Here is a 20,151-nt window from a genome sequence, read left to right as displayed (position 1 = left end):
GCCTTGTTTTTGGGCAATAAGTCTAGAGCCAAGTCTAGTTTTGGAGGTTTCGCAGAATAGATCAATGTCTGAGCATGATCGTACAATTGCGGCGCGTGAACCGATGAGAAAAACAGATCAATCCGCAATCCTCTGTGCCGACATTGTTGATTCAAGTCTTCTGATCGCCGCCGATGAGGCATTTGGCGTTGAAACGGTTATCTATTGTCGAGACACGATCACGGCGCTTTCTAAGGCGCATGACGGGCACTTATTCAATATGGCTGGTGATGGATTCATGCTGTCTTTTGAACAGCCTGATCGGGCTGTCGAGTTTGCCCTCGATTTGCAATCAGAGCTGCGGAAGCGCAACGAAAACCTGGCAGATCAGCGCCAAGCGTGGATGCGGATCGGCATCGCATATGGCGGTTATGTCAGAAATGACGATCAATTATATGGCGATACCGTCAATGTTGCGGCGCGTCTGCAAGAGGCTTGCTCGCCTGGTGCTGTGGTTTTCACAGATCAAATCCTGGAACGATTGCAGTCCCCAATTGAACAACCATTGAGCGCGCTGGGTGACCTGCTTTTGAAAAATATCAGCCATGATGTCCGGGCGTTCGAAATTGTTACCACACGGCCCAGCACCAATCCGCTCGATTTCAATCCGGCTGCACTGAATGGTCATCCAAGCGGACCCTTTGCCGATCGATCCGCGATTGCAGTCCTTCCGTTTGAAGTAAACTCATCGGAACCCGAACTCTCTTATTTGGCGGATGGGATGTGCGAAGATTTGATCACGTCGCTCTCGCACGTCCGACATTTCCCGGTGATCAGCAAAGCGTCGAGTTTTGCAGTCGCGGCGAAAGAGCAAGACCCCCGCCGGGTCGCCGATCTGCTTGGGGTCCGATATCTTGTCTCGGGAAGCCTGCGGGGGTTTGATCAAACCGTCCGTCAAACCATTCAGCTGATTGACGCTAGCACGAACCGGATCCTCTGGAATGAGAAATACGCGCTTAAGACGCCGGAACTCCTTGATCGATTGGATGACCAAATCGCGGAAATCGTCGGCACGCTGACCACGCGCTTGGAAGGCGCTGAAGCGGTGAAAGCGCGCGGGAAAAGGCGCAGCCAGGCGAGTGTACATGATTTAGTTTGGCGCGCTCGCTGGCATTTCAATCGCCTTGGCGGCGATGATGCGGCGGAAGGGAAACGCCTATTAGACGAAGCCTTGAGACTCGAACCCGACAATGCGGAAGCTCTGATACAACGAGCGTTTTGGCACCATTTAGATGCCTGGAAAGCGCAAAAGTCGCGGGACATCATTGCCAATAATTTGCGTCTGGCGCACCGCGCGATTGCGGCCGATGAGTTTGATAGTCGCGGACACCTGGCGGCAGCGCTCGCTGAAATCCTGTTGCGCAACTTTGATCGGGCTTTGACCCATTGCGAGCGGGCGATTGAGCTTAATCCGAGTTATGCACATGCATATGCGGAGGTAGGGACGTGTAAGCTTTATACCGGCAAGCCAGAAGAAGCGCTGGCGCCGTTCGAAACTTCGTTACGGTTCAATCCGCAAGACTATTATGTTTTCAATATTTTGGCCCAGGTTGCTCAGACCCATTGCCAACTTGGCAATTGGGAAGAAAGCCTAAAATATGCGCGGCGTTCGTCGAGTCTGAAACCAAATTTCTGGCTCGCCCATTTATGCGAAGTGACCAGCCTTGTCCGCAGCGGAGAGCTACGCGCCGCCGCGCATGCGTGCGCAACGCTTCTGAAAACGTCCCCGTCCTTTAGCCGACACACCATCGCTTGGTTGCCGTTCAAAACTGATCCCGAGATCGACTATTTTTATGAGAGCTTTGAAGCGGCCCGGCTCGAGGCTCAGAGCGCTGGTTTAATTGGCGAAATCCGACCGAACTCTACAGGCTCGAATGTGACGCGCATCACTTCGCGATGACAGGTGTGGTGCTAGCATCGCACCAGCGGAGGGCATGGATCGAGATCGGGTGAGGGCGAAGATGGGCACTAAGTGGTACAAAAAGGTCGAGGAAAATATTGCGGAGATCAAACCGGACACGAGTCCGTTTAGCCTCGGCAAAGAAAGCGGTTTCTGGTTGCGAATGGCGTCGCGACTGACGCAAAGTCGGCGTGTGCACGCCTTTTTTCGGCGTTTCTATCCGATCGGCAAAATCCCTTTCACGGGCATGTATTGGGCGTTTCGCTATCAGCATGTCCGCGAAATCCGCGACAATAGCGGCAAACATTTCAAGGATATCGAGGTTTTCGAAACACCTTATGGGCGGGAGATGCGGGCGCTGCTGGGCGGCAATGTTGAAGCCGCGCTCGGGATGCGGGACGGCCCGGACTACCGCTTCTTTCTGAACACGATGCGGGCGATCATTCATCCGAACGACATTGAAGAGACAATCAAACCAAACGCCAAACGCATTGCAGAAGCTTTGGTCGAATACAGTTCAGGCGAGATTGATGCGATCAAGGATCTTCAGACCCGTGTGTCTGTCGAAACCTGCGCGGACTATTTTGGCCTGACCATCAATCATCCAGATGAGTTCGCTCAGTGGATGATGTCGATGAGTGCGGTCTTGTTCTCTGACCCATTTGGCGATGCGCAAATGTGGCGGACGGCGCTGAAAGGTGCGAAGAATGTCACTGACATCATCGATGCCGCGTTTGATCGCACACTTTCTGTCTATCTCGCCCAGCACGGCCATCGTGGAGACTGGCCAGATACGCTGATGTGGCGCTTGGTCAAACTTCAACAGGAATCGAACCAAGACCCGGCTCTGCAGCGCCCGACCAAAGAAGAAATTCGTTCGATAATGGTGGTGTTGGCGACGGGATGGGTGCCAACGGGGGCGGCCGCTGGTGGTAATATTCTTGAAGTCTTGCTAACCAACCAAACCGCGTTGAAGCTGGCGCAGCGTGCGGCCAAATCGAACAATGATGAACAGCTCGCCCAATGCCTGCTGGAGGCTATGCGGTTCCGCCCGCCAATCAATCCAGGCCTGCCGCGCTATGCGAGCGAAGATGTGGTGCTTGAGCGCTGGACGCTGTTAGGAAAACGAAAAACGCGGATCAAAAAGGGCGAGGTGGTCATGGCGGCGGCGGCGTCTGCTATGTTTGATGGTCGAGCCAAGGGGCTCAAGAACCCCGGCCGTTTCGACCCATCCAGACATACCCCGGAATTCTCAAAAGAGGTCGACCTACAATTCGGCGGGTTTGGCATTCTGCACTATTGCATCGGGGAAGAGATCGCCAAGACGATGCTGACCCAAAGCTTCAAGCCACTACTCAAACAGGAGCGGTTAAAGCGGGCTCATGGCAAACGCGGTAAGATGCGGAACATCGGCGCGTTTCCGCAAAACCTTTTCGTGACGTTTGAGCCTAAGCACACACGGCAACAGCATTCAATTGTAACCATCACCATCCCACTGCCGGGCGCGCCTGATCCCAATCGCATCGACGATATTGATCGGGCGTTGGACGGGTTTGGAAATCCTGCAAATCCCGACCTAGAGGCGGCTCTACGCGCCACGGAGATCATTCATTTCACGCATGTCTCTACCATTCCTGGCACGCCAAGAGATGACACCCGCAAGGCGCATCAGGACATCTTGCTGATCGAGATCAGTGTGGATGGCGATGTCGAACTCGGCGTTGATGCCTTTGTCGATGCTTGCGGCGAGCACTTAGAGACCGTGCTGAAGCGCGCAGGCCTGCCGCACGAATATGATGGCGTGCGGGCCTCCTTATTGAAGCGTAGCATCACCAAAATTGACGCATCGCCTTTTCCTCTGGGCGATAAGAAAGCGTCAGGTCTCGAATTCTATGGCACGCCAGATTTGACCGTCCGCGCGATTGAACGAGACAAAGCGATCGTTTCGAAAGCGCGCGAACACCTGGACGCGTTTCTTGAACCCAATGCTCATCGCAATCCGGCGGGATCTGAAGCCTTGGCCTATGTGCGGGAAGCGCTCAACCGAGATGGCACTCATCGCGCAGATTTGGTGCGTCCCAGCAATTCCGTTTTGGCAATCAATCGCCAAGACGATAGCGCGTTCTCGACGCTTTGGGGGTCTCTAGCGACGGACCGAGATGTGATCGGGATGGGCGTGATCTTGCTTGGCGTCGGTGCCGTGCTTGGCTTGATGCCCATGCTGACCCAGATATTCAGCAAGAGCCTCGGCACCGGGTCGGGTGGGAGCCTGATCCTCGGTTCAATCGGATTCTCACTCATAGCCACATGGCTCGGCGCGATCTCGCTTTCGCGCGGGGCCAAAACACTGCCGGGGCATGAGCATAAGCGCTATTGGAAATTTCTCGCGCAGCACAAATTCGCGCTCCTGACGTCGTTCTTGGCCCTCTCGGCCATTGTGATCGGGGGCGCAACAAAGTTCGGCGCGGTCGATTGGGGAAGTCTAAGCTGGCTCGGTAAAGCTGAGAGCATGATGGCGCTGTTCGGCGGAATTGCTGGGCCCATCCTTATCGGGGTGATCGTTGTGGCCGCTTTCTTAGCAGCTTGGCTTGCCTATGCAGCGGTTTTGCTGAGGCGCAGCGAGACAGCGGATAAAGGGCGAGACATCGATCCAGACTTGGAACATGTGCGCGAGGTTACCGAACTCGAAAACCCAGACGGTTTTGTGCAAAACCACATTGTCGCGGTGACGGAATTGAAAACCGATCCGCGATGGCTGCGCCGGTTGACGCTTGGGTTCGGCTTCTTCTGGGTCGAGAAATTGGTGACTTATCTTTATCGTCCTGGGTTGATCATCGATATGGGCACGATCCATTTTGCCCGCTGGTTCCGCATGCCCGGCACCGACAAGCTGATCTTTAGTGCCAGCTATGATGGCAGCTGGGAGAGCTATCTCGAAGACTTTATCACCAAAGCGCAATGGGGTCAGACAGCGGTTTGGGGCAATGGGGTCGGCTTCCCAGAAGTTGAGTGGCTGTTTTATAAAGGCGCCGGTGACGGGGCGCGGTTCAAACGCTGGGTCCGGCGGCAACAAAGGCGCACACGGTTCTGGTTTAGCCGGTTTCCAGATCTTTCCACCGATCAGATCCGCAATAATTCGCTGATCTGCGAAGGGCTCGCCAAGGCTAGCACGGAAGCGCAAGCAAAGGCTTGGGTGGACCTATTCGGCTCGCGTCCACGGCCGGCTGAGACGCTCGAATATTCTGAGATCCAATCCTTGATATTGAAGGGGCTTGCAAAATACCCCTCTGCCGAACTGCTCCCCATTCGTTTGCCAGACGATGACAGCACATCCTGGATGTCTTGGCTGAACGAAGTGTCAGGCGGCGATACGCAGAATGGGTTGGTGCCGGTCTCTTTCGGTGAAGACCCAGCCGAGAAGACGGTGATGACTTTGGCGCTGTCGGCGGAAGGGCTGAAGCGTATGGGGCTGGAAGAACAGCGCTACACGTCTCAAGGGCATGAGAGCAACACGCTCGCCTCATTCCCCGAGGCGTTTGTCAGCGGCATGGCCAATGAGGCGCGATCACGTATTCTTGGCGATCGCGGGGATAGTCATCCCGAAAATTGGCGGTGGCGATCGACCGATCCTGATACGCCGGACTGGCAAGTCTCTGAAAAGCCTGCGCATGCGATCCTGATCTATTATGGCAAGGAGCGTAAAGCGCTTGAGCAGACGGTCAAAGCTGAGAAAAGTAAGCTGAATACGCAATTCGGGTTTGAAATTGGCCCGAGCATTGTGATGCAAGACATCCCCGAGGACCTGAACAAGTTCCGCGAACCATTTGGGTTCCGCGATGGGATTTCTCAGCCGGTTATTGAGGGTACGAAGCGCGCCCGCCGCGAGACGAATGATTTGCATCTCGTCAAACCGGGCGAGTTCATTCTTGGCTATCCAGACAATCGGGGTGATTTCCCGCACTCGCCGGTTATCGTGCAATCGCCGGCGAACATGGGCGATCTCGAGAAGCGCCCACAGAATACGCCGAACCGTTTTCCAGATTTCAATCACAGTGGCGCGGGCCAGCTCCTCGATTTCGGGCGAAACGGATCCTTTTTGGTGATGCGCCAGCTGCGGCAATATTCCAAAGAAATGGACGCCTATTTGAAGGCGAAAGCAGAACGCTTCAAAGCCGATTATCCGGGCTTGTCGATCTCATCGGAATGGCTCGCCGCGAAAATGGTGGGGCGGCAAAAGAATGGCGTGTCTTTGCTCGTGGATCCCGCAGGAACGAGTAAGGAGGATGCGCAACCTGATAATGATTTCCTCTTTGGGACGGAAGATCCGCAAGGTATGAAATGCCCTTATGGCGCGCACATTCGGCGGGCCAATCCGCGCGACAGTCTGTCCCCGAAAAGCGAGTATCAAGTTGAGATTTCCAACCGGCACCGATTGTTACGACGCGGCCGGACCTATGTCTCGGATCCAGCGCGAGCGACGCCGAATGATGACCCGGCAGATCCAGACAATGTTGCTGATGGTCTGGTATTCATGTGTTTCAACACGGATCTGGAACGGCAATTTGAGTTCGTGCAACAAACGTGGATGTCAGCCCGCATTTTCCATGGTTTAGAGGACGAGCGCGATCCGATTGTCTCCGCGACTAGCGCGGCGGATGAGGTTGGGACGTTCACAATCCCCACAGAGTTCGGAGCGATCCAATTGCGCGACTTGCCGTCATTTGTGTCGGTGATGAATGGCGGATATTTCTTCGTGCCGAGCCGCGCAGCCCTGCGGTTCCTAAGTAAGATGGACCCTTCTTGAGGGGGCTTCGGTGAGCCCTAGCGCGAGAGGGCTGTTTCGAGCCCGCCAAGAAACGTCTCAGGCTGATCGAGCATGACAAAGTGAAGCGCATCGTCGATTGCGATCAAAGCGCCGTTTGGCAGCGGCGCGTAGAGGTCTTGATAAAAGGCTTCGACATTGTCCATGTTCGAAATAGCGGGGTCGCGGGCATAGATGACCGTGGTGGGGATTGTGATTGCGGATATATCCTCTCGCAAATCGGTGACTAAGACTTCCGACATAGCTTGCGCCATCACAGCGCGATCACTGGTGAGGGACCATTCTAAAGCAGATTGCAGATCTGTTTCGCTCTTCACCAAAGCGCTGAGGGCTTCTGCTTGCCGGGCGGCAAAGATCTCATCCGACTGGCCCAGAAGCGACGCTTTCATGAACGCGGCGATGGGGGTCATTGTCTCAGCCGTTGCCGCATCATCCATCAGCACCGAGAAGAAGGGAAGGACATCGATCACGACGATCCGTTCGAAATCTGCGCTAGAGTTGAGCGCAGCCTTCAAGGTCACCAAGCCGCCCAATGAATGCCCAACCAGCGCAGGCGGCTGTTCGAGTTCATTGGCATAAGCAACCAGATCAGCCGCTAGGTCATCAAGGATGGTTTCGTTATCGGCATTGCCACGCGGCGCTGCCCCCGCGAAGCCGCCGACTTGGATCGCATGTAGCGTGTAGGTGTCCGACAGCGCGGCGACAGTCGCATCCCAAACCGCCGCGCTTGACGCCAGGCCTGGGACCAAAATCACATCTGGTCCGGAGCCGGTCACAGAAACGGTGAAATGAGCGCTCTCAATCCGGGCATCTGCGGCCGGTTCCGTCGGCTCAATTGGTGTCTCCGTGCACGCACTTAAACCGCTCAATGCGAGCGCGAGCCCCGCGATGAAAAAGTGCCGCATCTAGTTCACTTGCGCAGCGCGTGCTGCGTCCTTTTCATAAGTTCTCGCTGACATCACTAATGCAAATACGCTTATCAGGTTCAGCGCAAGCATGATCTCCAAAGCTGATTTGAGCGGCATCGGGTCACCACTGTTAGCGAAAGTATCACTTAGCCATCCGACAATGGTTGGGCCACCGCCAATTCCGATGAGCGTGAGGCAGAATAACATAAAAGCCGATGCGAAGGCGCGCATCCTGAGACCGACCAATTCTTGCGAAGCGGTATAGGCGATGCTGGCATAGATCAGGCCTATAAAGCTTGGAACCACGTTCCATGCATAGGCCCCATTGATCGTTTCGGCTTGCAAGAACATCCAAGCGAAAGGGAGCGCGAGGGCGGCGCAGATCGCGATCATCAAAGGCCGCCAAGCCAAGTTCCGGCTGGACATGTGATCGCAGACCCGGCCGAGCAGGATTGCGCCAACACTGCCGACGCCGCCAATTAGCAATCCCAACGGCACAGCGATGTCAGCAGGCCCAACATCATAGGTTCTTTGCAAATGACTAGGGGTCCAAGCGAGGAAGGCATTTGCCGAAACGCAAATCAAACAACACCCTGCCAGCAGCCACAGAAATGAGCTTTGCTTGGCGATAAAGGCCATGGTTTCCCCAAAGCTTGAAGCCGCCTCATTGCTTTCGCGCTGTTCTACGGCGCCGCGTTTGGGCTCCTTGATGGTTAGCCAAACGAGCAGGGCTAAAATTAGGCCTGGCACACCGGCGACGAAAAAGGCGACCCGCCAACCAAAGGCTTGATAGACATAACCGCCGATCACGAACCCAGCCAGGATGCCAAGGCCAATTCCTGACGTGTAGATGCCGAGCGCGAAGGCGCGTTCTTTGGGGGCATAGAGATCGGAAATCATGGAGGTTGCGGGCGGCGTACCGCCAGCTTCACCAATGCCGACACCCATGCGGGCGACCAGTAAATGCCAGAAGCTAAGCGCGAACCCAGATAGGGCGGTCATGCCCGACCAGATCGCCAGTGCGAGAGACAGGATGTTCTTGCGATTACCGCGATCGGCCCACATCGCGATCGGAATGCCGAACGTGGCGTAAAAAACCGCAAAGGCAAAGCCGGTCAGCAGGCCAATCGCGCTATCACTAATCTGCAGGTCAGCTTTGATCGGTTCGACCAGGATCAATAAGATTTGCCGGTCAATATGATTGAACGTGTAAACGAGGGTCAGAATGGCGAGCACATAAGCTCGCCCGCCAAACTGACCCCCATTCTGGGAGGAACTCACTGCGGTCATTTCCCGTCTCGTGAGGTTAGAAGTCGACAGACAGTGACGCCGTCACAGTCGTTGGGGCGCCATAGAAAGCCGAATAAGCACTGTCGACGCCAAGCTGGCTCGGCGTGACGAAATTATACGCCGCGACGCGATACTCTTCGTCCGTCAAGTTTCGGCCATGCAGACCCAAGCGATATTTCTCGCTTGGTGAAGTCCACACAATGCTCAAGTCGGCAAGCGTATAAGATTCTGGATCAAGCGCCGGACCCCCATTCGGGAAGAGTGCGTTTTCGCCCGGACCGAATCCTGGGTTTTCAACATTGAACAAGAAATACTCGTCCCGATAAGACAGCGCGCCGGTGACAGAGATCTCGCCATTGTCGCCTAGATCATTTGTATAATTCAGTGAGAGCTGACCCTGAAGCTCTGGCGTGTTTTGCGTCACGAACTGGTCGGCAATATTCACATCCGCAGACAGGATCTCTTGGATCTCAGCATCGATGATGCCGAGATTGCCCGACAGCGTGAACAGGTCGTTGATGAACCATGTGCCTTCAAGCTCGAAGCCGGTATATTCCGACTCGCCCGCATTGAAGACGGATGAAACGAATGTGTCATTGGTGCCGTCTCCGTCTGAATCAGCGCCGCTCTGTACGGTGATTTGCTGATCCGTGTATTCCGCGAAAAAGACAGCGGCATTCAGGGTCAACGCATTTTCGAAGAAGGAGCCTTTGGCGCCGATTTCAAAACTGTCCACGGTTTCCGGCCCGAAGCCTTGCTCAGAGAGCCCCAGCGGATCCAAGTCCGCCCGTGCCCGCGGATCAAAGCCGCCAGCTTTAAAGCCCTGCGCGTATGTCGCGTAGAGGTTCACATTGTCTGTTGGCTTGTAGGACAGCGAGACGCGCGGCGTAAATTCTTCGTCGGACCGGGTCAGGCCTTGGAAGTCGGTCTGGGTGACGAAGAAAGTCGACGCGGTATTGGCGGGGTCGAACGACCCTGAACCAAGCCCTAGCCAAAGCTCACGCAGAACGTCTGCTGTGGTTTCGTCTTCGGTGTAGCGTCCGCCAAGGGTCAGCGCCCACTGGTCGTTGAAGTCATAGGTGAAGTCACCATAGATGGAGAAGTTCTCTTTGGTCTGGTCGCCGCCTTGGAACACGGTCAGACCGAGACCTCCGAGGATAACGTCAAACGCGCCATTGGCATTGCCGTCGAGATAATAGACCCCGGCGACGCCGTTTAGCTTGTCGCCGCTATATAAAAGCTGAAACTCTTGGCTGAACTGGTCATCCGCATAGACCGCTGGAACATCAAAATCGGCCTGGGGCAGGGCGTCGAAATCAATCGGCGTAACCGTTTCGCCTTCACGATAAGCGGTGATCGACTTCAATGTGACCGCGTCATTGACCGTCCATTCTGCGGTTAGCGAGTAGCCTTCTGTTTCAACTGAATTGTCATCGCCGAGGCCAGCGCGCGTGTCGAATACATTGCTGGTGACAGGGATTGAACCATCCGCACTCGGTAGCAGGCGATGGCCGTGCTTAGCATTCGAATCGTCTTCTGACCTGTCATAAGCAAAGCGAACGAAGAAATCGTCATGCGGCATCCACTCGGCGCTTAAGCGATAGGCAAGCACGTCTTTGTCATAATGTTCCGCGCCGGTATTGAGGTTTTCGCCAAACCCGTCGCGGGTATATTTGGCAATCGCGCCGCCGACGGCAAATTGTTCACCAATCGGCGTCGAGCCTGAAACGATGACGTCTGCCTGATTAAACGTGCCGAGATTGACCTTAGCCTTGAGATCCGGCTCATCGCCGAGGCGGCGGGTGACATATTTGATCGCGCCGCCAATCGTGTTGCGACCATAGAGTGTGCCTTGCGGACCGCGCAAAACCTCGATCCGGTCAATGTCAAAAATGTCGAGAATGGCGCCTTGCGGGCGAGCGACATACACATCATCGACATAGAGACCAACGCCCGGCTCAAAGCCCCAGAGCGGGTCTTGCTGACCGACGCCGCGAATGAAAGCGATCAGGGTGGAATTTGAGCCGCGTGCGACTTCGATCGTGGCATTCGGTGTCGCGCGTTGGATGGTTGTGATATCGACAGCGCCGGTCGCCTCCAGATCTTCGCCGCTGAAAGCTGATACAGACAGCGGTACGTCCAAAGCGCTTTGCTCACGGCGTTGAGCGGTTACGGTGACAGTGCCAAATCGGCGCGCATCATCTTCGGCACCATCTGCATCCTGGGCGGTTGCTAGACCATGTCCAAGGCTCAAGGCTAAGGTTGATGCCAGGCTGAGGTTCAACCACGATTTAGGGTTCACGCGCATAGTAATCCTCCCATAGAATTATGTCTTTTTCGACGTTTAGGAGGGCGCACGCCCACGCGACTATGACCCATTAGCTTTTCAGGAGTGAACAGTTTCGCTCAGGCGTCTTCCGCGAGTTGCGATAATCGGCGGGCATATTTGGCGGGCGTTTCGCCTTTCCAGCGCTTGAACGCGCGATTAAACGCGCGAATGTCTGAATAGTCTAAGGCGTCGCTGACTTGCGCGACCGAATAGCCTTTTTGGAGCAAGGATGTCGCCTCATTCATCAAGTGATCATTGATCAAATCCCGAAAGCTTGTGCCTTCGTCTTCGAGGCGGCGTCGCAATGTGGCCACGCTAATCGAGAGACGGTGGGCGACATCATCTTGTTGGGTCATGCCATTGCGGATGAGGTCGAGCGTCCGTGCTTTAAATGAGTGATGCCCGTTGTTCGGCGTTTTTTGTTCGAGATAGGCGATGACGCGGCTAAACACGCCTTCGGAGCTTAGGTCGATGGATCTTGGCGTTGGCATTGGCGACTGGGCAAGATCGCGATCGAAACAGAGCTCATATTGGGCCTGTCCAAACGAGATCGGCGCTGTCCAGAATTCTAGATGGCTGGGGTTATTTGCGGGCAGTGGGCGTTTCAGCGAAACCCGCCGCAAAGCCGCATCGGCGAGGCCTGCACTAAAGCTGTCTAAAAGGCACTGCACTTTGATCAGGACACATTCCCCGACAAAGTGAACCATGTTTGGGTTATCTTTCATCGTGTACGGGAAATCCGCATCATTGATGATCAGTGTGATCGTTCGATCGGTCGTTCTGATCGTATTATAGCGCTCGCCATGCATCATATTGAAATACTGGGCGAGATTGGTGAGCGCGTCGCCCAGCGTGGTCGACTGGTTCATCTGCGCCGTGACGAAGGCACCGGTTTCATAGGTCAGCTTGCGTTCGGATAGATGGGCCGTCAGATCGTCCATTTGCCGCGCAACTTCGCCTTCGATCCGAAAGAAATCGATCAGCGAAAGTGCGGCCGTAACCCGCACATCTTCGTCGTACAATGCCCCATGCCCGAGGTCGCGCAGGACATCACCAACATTGATGCCAGCGCGGGCCGCTTCCTGCAGGATTGGCTCTAATTGCCGCCCGGTTATCTGGGTTTGATGCTGCAACCGTATAAACGCTCCGCGATGATGACACCGATTTGTCGGTATCCATTACCACCTAGCACGGGCATCTAATAGGCGACAGAACGCGCCGCGCGATAAGGGCAGAGACAATTGTCTCAGGCCCGTATGAGCTTTTGTTTCGCGATCGATGCATTTTTGATTGTAATGGCATTCGAATTGTCATTAAATTGATCCATAAGGGAGGAAATCGATGGAAGTCATCAATGAGGTTCGGCCTTCTGACCCGAAGCAAATAGAACAAATGGCCGAGAAGGGACCTGACGGCCCGATCTTCATGGTCAACCTGTTGAAGTTTAAAGACAAAGCCGAATATGCAGATGGGCGCGACACCGATCTGACCGGACGAGAAGCCTATCAAGTCTATGGCGCAGGGGTCTCTGGTTTGATCACCGAATATGGTGGGCGCATTGTTTTCGTGGCGGATGTGACCTTCCTGTCTTTGGGGCAAGTGGAAGAATTGTGGGATGAGGTTGCGATCGCGGCCTATCCTGATCGGAACGCTCTTCTGCGCATGTCCACCTCACAGGAATGGCAAGACCTGTCTGTGCACCGAGCAGCAGGACTGGCCGGACAGCTCAATATCGAGAGCGTGATGCCGAAAGGCGCGTGGGGCTTGCCATGGATGCAAGTTCTCAAAAAGGAGTTTGAAGGATGACCCTATTTCGTTGGATAGCACTTGTATTTGTCGGGCTGATCGCGCTTGCGGTGCTCGGCTTCAATCTGTTCAAGCCGCAGATCGCGTCAGCGGCTTTCAATCGCGTTTTGGACCAACGCGTCGGAGTGGACCCGAGCTTGGAATTGCCAGACGGGCTCCACGTCTATCTGTGCGGGACGGGGTCGCCAATGCCAGACGCGACCCGCGCTGGGCCTTGCATCGGCGTCATGGCCGGTACGCGAGCCTTTGTGTTTGATATCGGATCTGGCGGCGCGAGAAATCTCGGCGCGATGGGCTTTCCGTTGACGCGTTTGGACAGCGTCTTCCTGACCCACTTACACTCTGACCACATTGATGGGCTCGGCGAGGTCCTGACCCTGTCTTGGATCGGCGGCAGCCGGACTGAGCCGACGCCGGTTCGCGGCCCGGCAGGCACGCAAGAAGTGGTTGACGGGTTCAACGCGGCTTACCGGTTAGATAGCACTTATCGCGTGGCCCATCACGGCACCCAAGTCGCGAATCCGAACGGGTTTGGTGGTCTTGCCGACGAGATCACAATCCCAACCGGCCCAAACGGGCAGCAAGTGGTGCTTGATGACGGTGATCTCAAAATCACGGCGATCCGAGTCGACCATACCCCGATTGAGCCGGCCTTTGGGTATCGGATCGATTATAAAGATCGGTCCATTACGATTAGCGGTGATACGATCTATCAGCCGCGTTTCGTCGCCGCCTCACAAGGCGTTGATGTGATGTTCCATGAAGCGCTCGACAAGGAAATGGTCGAGACGATTGGCGCTAAGCTTGGCGAACGGGGGCAGGCCAATCCGGCCAAGATCTTTGAGGATATTCTAGACTATCACACCGATCCCGAAGAAGCGGCGCGCGCGGCTCAAGAAGCCGGCGTCGAGCAGCTGGTCTATTATCACATCGTTCCGCAATTGCCGGTGAAGATGCTTGAATCGATATGGCTCGGCGATTCTAAAAAGCTATTCGATGGCAAGATCACCGTCGGCCAAGACGGCATGGTTTTCAGCCTGCCATCGGGGAGTAATAAGATTGCGATGAACGAGGCGCTCTAAGGGTTGATTTGGCTAGGCTCGGCGGCGGCGATCTCGAACGAAATTGATCGCTCGCCACCCAAGCCCACCAATCAGGATCAGCAGCAAGGCCATCATCAGCCGAACGTGCACGAAGGTGATGGTCGGGCGCGTGATGAAGACTTCGGTATGGTCGAGCGCTAAGAATTTGGCGTCACTGCCTTCGATCATTGAGGGCTCAAGCGTCATGGTCAGAAGGTCCCGCAAGGAGCGATATCGGACAACCACCACGCGATCGACTTGCTCGCCATATTCACCAAGCATCAGCCCTGCGCGCTGTGAGACGAATACGGGATGACTGGCGCGCTTAAATAGGAGCGGCATTACCGTTCTCGCATAGGCGTCGTCGGCAGCGCGCGCCGCGTCTCCAGTTTTGAGCTGCTCCAGGTTCACAGCATAGAATTCTTTGCCATCATCATTGGCAATCATTGATTCCATATTTTCGGCGAACCCGCGTTCATCTGTGTCTGACGGTCCATAGCTCGCACGGAGCTCAGCGATCATTGCGGCGCCGTCTTCAGGAGAGATCGGTTTTCCATTGCCGCCATACCAGGTTGAGAATCCGAAGAAGACGATCGCGAGGAACCCGATCCATCCGAGTTTGAGTGATAAAGACTTACTGGGCATGAAGTGTCTCCTATTTGAGGATTATTCAGCTGGCAGCGATGGCGGTGCATCGCGGACAATTCTGAAGCCGATATGGTTGGACGAGAAATCTGATTCCTGCGGTTGGCGCGCGGCGGGGCGGTAGCGCCGACAGAAATTATTGGCGCAAAGGAATGATCCGCCTTTGATCGTGTGGGTCGCATCGCCATAGGGCGTATCAGTCCATTCCCAGACATTGCCGATCATGTCGTAAAGCCCGAGCTGGTCCGCTTCAAAACAGCCAACGTCGGCAATCCCTCGGAAGCCATCATCACCCGTATCGGCAATGGGGAAGATGCCTTGCCACGTATTGGCGCGAGGGGCTTGTCCATCATATGCGCCGGAGACAGGGTCGTCTGGATCAGGCAGGCCCAGCTGCGCGGCATATTCCCACTCAACCTCGTTCGGCAGGCGCCCACCCGCCCATGCGGCATAGGCTTCAGCATCCCCTTTTGTGATGTGGACGACGGGCGCGTTGGCGCGATCTTGTGCGGATTTCCAAGTCGCTTTCGGATCAAGTGTCCAAGTCGCGGAGTTTGGGTCTGCCTCGTCGGGATGCAGGAAAACGGCAGAGCCTGCGCCGATATCGCCTGCGAGAATGCCTTGCTCAACTTCCGTCACATAGAGTGTGGCGTCGACAAAGGCTTGATACTGTGCATTCGTCACTTCGTGGGTTTGGATCCAGAATGCGTCGACCTGGAGGCGCATGTCAGACACTTCTTCGGGATAAACAGCTCCGCTGCCTTTCACGAAACTGCCCGGCGTGATTTGCACGAATGCGCCAATCTGTTCTGGCGTTAAACCGCACGATGACGCGCTCGCGGATTGCGTTTCGGTTTGGGAGCAGCCGGTCAATAATATGACCGCCGCCGAAAGCAGAAGTCCTGCTCGGAGGTGCGGTTGAGGTTTATTCCGCATCAACATCGGCGATGAGGCCTTCGACCATCAATTGCACCGTCTTTTTAGCCTGTCCGACTGACAACTTTTGGTCTTGTCGCAGTCGCCGCCAAGTCGGGAAACCCAACGTGACTTCGAGGGCCGCAAATAGCGTTCGATCAGCGGCGATACTTTCTGGAATAATCGCTTTCAGGGTCGATCGCTCCATCGCCACGTCTCGCTTATATTGTTCCTGAATGAATTCCGATTGGTAATAGCGCAGGGTCATGCAGACGCGCATCGGGAAAACCTCTTCATAAATTTCTGCGCGCCGGTCGACACATTCGATTAAACGATCCCGCCAAGTCGTAGCCTGAAATGGCGCTTTCACTTTCGGCATGACGGCCGCCAACAGCGCCCCCGTCATCTCATCATAGATGCTGTCCATATCCTCAAAGTGGCGAAATACGGTGCGCAGGCCGACATCGGCGCGTGCGGCAACCATGGCGGCGCTTGGGGACATATTGCCCTCGGAAATCAGATCGAACAAAGCCTCAATGATCCGTCGGCGGCTGCGATCGCTGCGCTGGCGCCTGCCATCTTCGGTGCCGACTTCAAATTTCGGCCAAGGACTTTTCTTTTTCACTGCTGTCGTCAAGGTCGCAAACCTTCTATTCTTAGTTCGGCCACATCACGTACTCATCGTCCGCGGTTGGCAATTGATCCACCGTTTTGTCGATCAAAATCGGGCTGGTGATCTTATGCGGATATAGCGGTTCGACGGCATCTGCATAGTGGTCAGAGATCAGGGCGGTGAGCTCTGCCACTTTATCAGTGCGCGTCTCAGCGAGATTGATTTGCTCGGTCGGATCAGATGCGAGATCAAACAGCCAGGTTTTGCCTTGTTGCGTGTCCACTTGAAGTTTCCAATCACTGGCCCGAACCACGCGATAGCTTCCAGACGACCAGAATATCGCATCATTCGGTCGTGCAATCAGTCCTTCTCCTGTCGCTTCCGGCAAGATGTTCTGACCATCGATAATGCGATCGCTGGGCAGGTTCACATCAGCCGCAGCGGCGAGTGTTGGCAACAGGTCGATATGCGCCACAGGCGTATCGACAACTGTACCCGGCGAAATCTTGCTCGGCCATTTGACGAACATTGGCACGCGGATGCCGCCTTCAAACAGGGTGATTTTCCAACCGCGAAAAGGTGCATTGACCTCGGGCAGGCCGATATAACCTGCGCCGCCATTGTCGCTGCTGAGGACGATGATCGTGTTTTCAGCCAGACCTTCCGCTTCGAGTTTGTCCATGACCCGCCCGACACTGCGATCGAGCGCATGGATCATCGCCGCATAGACGCGTTCGCGATGCGGTTCGATGTCGCCAACGGCTTCATAGTCTTCCTTTGTCGCTTGCAGCGGTGTGTGCGGCGCCCAATGCGCGAGATAGAGAAAGAATGGACGGTGTTTATTGTTCTCGATGACTCGCAGGCTTTCATCGGTCCACCAATCGGTCAGATAGCCGCCCGGTTCAAATGGCTCGCCGCCATTGAATGAGGCCGAAAACTGCATCGACGCCCAAAGGAATTGATCGATCGGATCAAAGTCGAGCTTGGCGTTCACGACATTAGGATCGTCCTCGGCGAGAAACAGCCCGCTATCCATGAGCAGGCTTTCGTCAAACCCTTGCGCGTTTGGCAGGGAGTCGGGTTGTCTCCCCAAATGCCATTTGCCGATATGGACGGTGTGGTAGTCTTGATCTTGCAGCAGTTCCGCAATCGTCACTTCCGAACCGGGTAGGCCCTGCTCTTCATAAGGAAGCGCACCTTCGCTGAGGTCGCGATTAGGGGTGATTTTTGGGATGTGGGGACGATTCTGTCCGTTCGCGATCGTGGCGATGACATTGCTCATGCCATCAGGGGTTGGTGTGAACTCAAATCCGGTGCGCGTGGGATAACGGCCGGTCAGCAACATCGCACGCGAGGGCGCGCAGGTGCCGGTGCCGGAATAGGCCTGCGAATAAATCGCGCCCTCCGCAGCCAACCGGTCAATGTTCGGCGTCGGCACGCGGCCATCCGCAACGCCGCCACCAAATGTGGACAGGTCATTATAGCCAAAATCGTCCAATAGAATGAAGACGATGTTTGGCGGGCGCTCGGACACGGGCGTGCTCGCCTCGCTCGGCCCCATCTGCCAGGTCACAGGCTGATGTGGGGCGACAAAGTCTTTGTTCGCTTCGGCGCGGTTTAAGACAATATGGGTCAAGATCGATGCTCGGTTGAGCCAGACCAGCGCCGCAACGGTCGCAAGGAAGACCAGTGTTCCAATCAGTATTTTCTTGAGCATCGCCGTATCCTTTAATTAAACAAAGCTTCGCAGCCCGTCCCCGATAACAGAGCGTCGACCGCAGCGCGTGCGTCGCCTGGCAAAGCGGCATAATCTTCACGAAGCCAGTGTAGGCATTTTGCTTGGTATTTGAATGTTGGCTGAGTCCAAGGACGGCCATCAATCTCGGTGTCGAATGTGTCTGCGCCACTCATCACCGCTTTTCCGTTCGCGATCATAGAAGGCGTATAGGTGCGCCCGATTTCTGTGAGCAGCGGTTTGAGCGCCTCGCCAGCCGCGTCCGTTGAGAACCAATCCTCTTCTTGCGGCGACACCCCGGAGAGATCTTCCATCAGGTCGACCCAGGCACGGACCCGGTAAGAGGTGCTGGTTGTGATCGCTGCGGATGTGGGTTCAATAATGGCGAGCTGACTGAGCTGACCAAAAATCGCAAAATCGGCAGAAGAGGGGCGCGCACCTAAGACGAACCCTTTGCGTGAGATCAATGCGTCGAGAATTTCGATTAGCCGGGTATAGGAAGACTCAATCGTCTCGGCGGTGACTTCATTTGAGCCAACGACATAGAGGCGGTCGATCTGACGTGTCGCAAAGTTCGCCGCAAATTCTTCAGCGGCCTCTGCAGGCGCTGTGTTCATACCCCAATAGACCAGCAGCGGTGCCGCGTTTTTCGCATCAGCCTCATGCGCCCAGCGAAAATGGAACATGGCTTTGGTGAGCCATTCATCGGCATAATCTTCGATCAAATCATTGATGAACCGGATGACCGGATCTGAGGGAATAACCGATCGTCCGGCATAGTCATTCTCAAGTCGGCGGATAATTGGCGTTGAGTCTGTGACCGGGACGAGTGCGCCATCTTCGCCGTCTGGAAAAAAGAAGGTTGGCAGCAGCCGAACTTTCGGTTCCGGATAGCCTTTTGGGATGTTTCCATTTCCCCAGAAGACCGAATAGGGCAGGTGCCGATATCTGAGAACGCTGAGCATTTTTCGCGTGTACGGCGAGCCTGCTGCGCCGGTGAGTTCGAGCCGCTTCGTCTGTGTCACAATTGGTTTCCTCCGCATAGAAACCGTAATTATGGCAATTTAAATGTCAATACATTTGGTCGCGCGATTAAGCGCCCTAAGCGACTTCATGACCAAGAGCTGCGGTGTAGATCTCAAACCAAGTCTGCCGGTCCATCTCAACCCGGGTCGCATCCGCAAGGGTCGAGATCCGCTCTAGCTTATTCGTGCCGAGCACGGGAACGATCTTTGCGGGATGCGCCAGCAGCCAGGCAATCGCGACCGCCGCGATATCAACGCCCTGATTTGCTGCGATTGTCGCCAATACCTCTTTCACTGCGGAGTGATCTCCCCCGAACAGAGCACCGCCGGCTAGCGGGGACCAAGCCATCGGAGACACGCCTCGTTCTTGCAAGAAAGCCAGATCACCATTGGTGAACGCCTCATGAGCAATGACGCTCATCTCGATTTGATTGGTGGCGAGTTTCGTTGTCATCGCTGATTGGAGGAGCTGCCAATCCCATGGCCGGAAATTCGAAACCCCGACGGCTTTGACTTTGCCGCTGGCGACCAAATCATCCAGCGTCGATCCGGTTTCCACGTGATCCATAAACGGATCCGGGCGGTGGATCAGAAGCAGGTCGATTTGCTCAATCCCCATAAGTCTTAAAGACTGCTCGACAGAGGCTTCGATATGGGAGCGGCTGGTATCATAGTATTTCACCCGCGCGCCGCTATGGCGTCCCATGGGGGCGACGATATCGCATTTGGTGACAATCTCGATTTGATTGCGCAGCTGAGGCGCATCGCGGAGACAATTTCCTAAAATCTCTTCCGCACCATAAGCGCCATAGATATCGGCCTGATCCATGGTGGTGATGTCTTGGGCCAGGCAGGCCTCGATCTTCGCCTGCACATGTTTGGGTGATGTGTCAGCGTCGTCACCTAGGCGCCACATGCCGTAAACGAGCTGCGAAATGCTAATCGATGAACTGAGATCGATCCGTTTCATGGTCAGTTTGCTCCACGGCCAAAACCGCTATCTGGCATGCTTCTCGTGAACCGGCTATCCTGATCTAGCGGT

General features: G+C 55.3%; 14 protein-coding genes. 4 read left to right on the top strand and 10 right to left on the bottom strand.

What is annotated here, in order from left to right; all coding sequences use genetic code 11:
- The first annotated feature begins 64 nt into the window (after nt 1–64).
- Both MY069_RS02195 and MY069_RS02190 read left to right on the top strand, forming a co-directional pair.
- Nucleotides 65–1,939: an adenylate/guanylate cyclase domain-containing protein gene (locus MY069_RS02195; protein WP_482795443.1), complete on the top strand. Its 1,875-nt coding sequence runs from the start codon at nt 65–67 to the stop codon at nt 1,937–1,939.
- A 61-nt stretch (nt 1,940–2,000) separates the two neighbouring features.
- Nucleotides 2,001–6,743, top strand: coding sequence for a cytochrome P450 (locus tag MY069_RS02190; protein WP_482795442.1), 4,743 nt, complete (start codon nt 2,001–2,003; stop codon nt 6,741–6,743).
- 17 nt (nt 6,744–6,760) lie between these two features.
- Here the strand turns inward: MY069_RS02190 and MY069_RS02185 are convergent, their stop codons facing one another.
- From MY069_RS02185 to MY069_RS02170, 4 genes are all read right to left on the bottom strand, one after another.
- Complete coding sequence (locus MY069_RS02185; RefSeq protein WP_482795441.1) at nt 6,761–7,666, bottom strand: alpha/beta fold hydrolase; 906 nt, start codon at nt 7,664–7,666, stop codon at nt 6,761–6,763.
- Nucleotides 7,667–8,959, bottom strand: a complete 1,293-nt coding sequence (locus tag MY069_RS02180; protein ID WP_482795440.1) for a spinster family MFS transporter — start codon at nt 8,957–8,959, stop codon at nt 7,667–7,669. It abuts the gene before it with no gap.
- Nucleotides 8,960–8,975: 16 nt separating this feature from the next.
- On the bottom strand, nt 8,976–11,267 hold the full coding sequence (locus MY069_RS02175) for a TonB-dependent receptor (RefSeq protein WP_482795439.1): 2,292 nt from the start codon (nt 11,265–11,267) through the stop codon (nt 8,976–8,978).
- A gap of 98 nt (nt 11,268–11,365) precedes the next feature.
- A complete protein-coding gene (locus tag MY069_RS02170) occupies nt 11,366–12,421 on the bottom strand; it encodes an AraC family transcriptional regulator (RefSeq protein WP_482795438.1) in 1,056 nt (351 codons plus the stop codon).
- A gap of 208 nt (nt 12,422–12,629) precedes the next feature.
- On the opposite strand from MY069_RS02170, the gene MY069_RS02165 reads away from it, so the two are divergent.
- Complete coding sequence (locus MY069_RS02165) at nt 12,630–13,094, top strand: DUF1330 domain-containing protein (RefSeq protein WP_482795437.1); 465 nt, start codon at nt 12,630–12,632, stop codon at nt 13,092–13,094.
- Nucleotides 13,091–14,176, top strand: coding sequence for an MBL fold metallo-hydrolase (locus tag MY069_RS02160; protein WP_482795436.1), 1,086 nt, complete (start codon nt 13,091–13,093; stop codon nt 14,174–14,176). The genes MY069_RS02165 and MY069_RS02160 overlap by 4 nt, the downstream gene beginning before the upstream one ends.
- Before the next feature lie 12 nt (nt 14,177–14,188).
- On the opposite strand, the gene MY069_RS02155 is transcribed toward MY069_RS02160, so the two are convergent.
- From MY069_RS02155 to MY069_RS02130, 6 genes are all read right to left on the bottom strand, one after another.
- Nucleotides 14,189–14,821, bottom strand: coding sequence for a hypothetical protein (locus MY069_RS02155; protein WP_482795435.1), 633 nt, complete (start codon nt 14,819–14,821; stop codon nt 14,189–14,191).
- 21 nt (nt 14,822–14,842) lie between these two features.
- Nucleotides 14,843–15,694, bottom strand: a complete 852-nt coding sequence (locus MY069_RS02150) for an SUMF1/EgtB/PvdO family nonheme iron enzyme (RefSeq protein ID WP_482795434.1) — start codon at nt 15,692–15,694, stop codon at nt 14,843–14,845.
- Nucleotides 15,695–15,746: 52 nt separating this feature from the next.
- Nucleotides 15,747–16,361: a TetR/AcrR family transcriptional regulator gene (locus MY069_RS02145; RefSeq protein ID WP_482795433.1), complete on the bottom strand. Its 615-nt coding sequence runs from the start codon at nt 16,359–16,361 to the stop codon at nt 15,747–15,749.
- A gap of 31 nt (nt 16,362–16,392) precedes the next feature.
- Nucleotides 16,393–18,066 carry a sulfatase gene (locus MY069_RS02140; protein ID WP_482795432.1) on the bottom strand — a complete coding sequence of 558 codons (1,674 nt, stop codon included), beginning with the start codon at nt 18,064–18,066 and terminating at the stop codon, nt 16,393–16,395.
- An 11-nt stretch (nt 18,067–18,077) separates the two neighbouring features.
- Nucleotides 18,078–19,109, bottom strand: coding sequence for a glutathione S-transferase N-terminal domain-containing protein (locus MY069_RS02135; protein ID WP_482795431.1), 1,032 nt, complete (start codon nt 19,107–19,109; stop codon nt 18,078–18,080).
- A gap of 76 nt (nt 19,110–19,185) precedes the next feature.
- On the bottom strand, nt 19,186–20,079 hold the full coding sequence (locus MY069_RS02130; protein WP_482795430.1) for an aldo/keto reductase: 894 nt from the start codon (nt 20,077–20,079) through the stop codon (nt 19,186–19,188).
- Nucleotides 20,080–20,151: the final 72 nt, after the last annotated feature.

It is taken from the genome of Hyphomonas sp. ske169 (assembly GCF_056850855.1).
This window is presented reverse-complemented; position numbering and strand designations above follow the sequence as displayed.

Bases quoted from the DNA above. Each gene is read 5' to 3' on its own strand.
- MY069_RS02195 (WP_482795443.1), top strand. From the start codon at position 65: ATGTCTGAGCATGATCGTACAATTGCGGCGCGTGAACCGATGAGAAAA.
- MY069_RS02190 (WP_482795442.1), top strand. From the start codon at position 2,001: ATGGGCACTAAGTGGTACAAAAAGGTCGAGGAAAATATTGCGGAGATC.
- MY069_RS02185 (WP_482795441.1), bottom strand. From the start codon at position 7,666: ATGCGGCACTTTTTCATCGCGGGGCTCGCGCTCGCATTGAGCGGTTTA.
- MY069_RS02180 (WP_482795440.1), bottom strand. From the start codon at position 8,959: ATGACCGCAGTGAGTTCCTCCCAGAATGGGGGTCAGTTTGGCGGGCGA.
- MY069_RS02175 (WP_482795439.1), bottom strand. From the start codon at position 11,267: ATGCGCGTGAACCCTAAATCGTGGTTGAACCTCAGCCTGGCATCAACC.
- MY069_RS02165 (WP_482795437.1), top strand. From the start codon at position 12,630: ATGGAAGTCATCAATGAGGTTCGGCCTTCTGACCCGAAGCAAATAGAA.
- MY069_RS02160 (WP_482795436.1), top strand. From the start codon at position 13,091: ATGACCCTATTTCGTTGGATAGCACTTGTATTTGTCGGGCTGATCGCG.
- MY069_RS02155 (WP_482795435.1), bottom strand. From the start codon at position 14,821: ATGCCCAGTAAGTCTTTATCACTCAAACTCGGATGGATCGGGTTCCTC.
- MY069_RS02140 (WP_482795432.1), bottom strand. From the start codon at position 18,066: ATGCTCAAGAAAATACTGATTGGAACACTGGTCTTCCTTGCGACCGTT.
- MY069_RS02130 (WP_482795430.1), bottom strand. From the start codon at position 20,079: ATGAAACGGATCGATCTCAGTTCATCGATTAGCATTTCGCAGCTCGTT.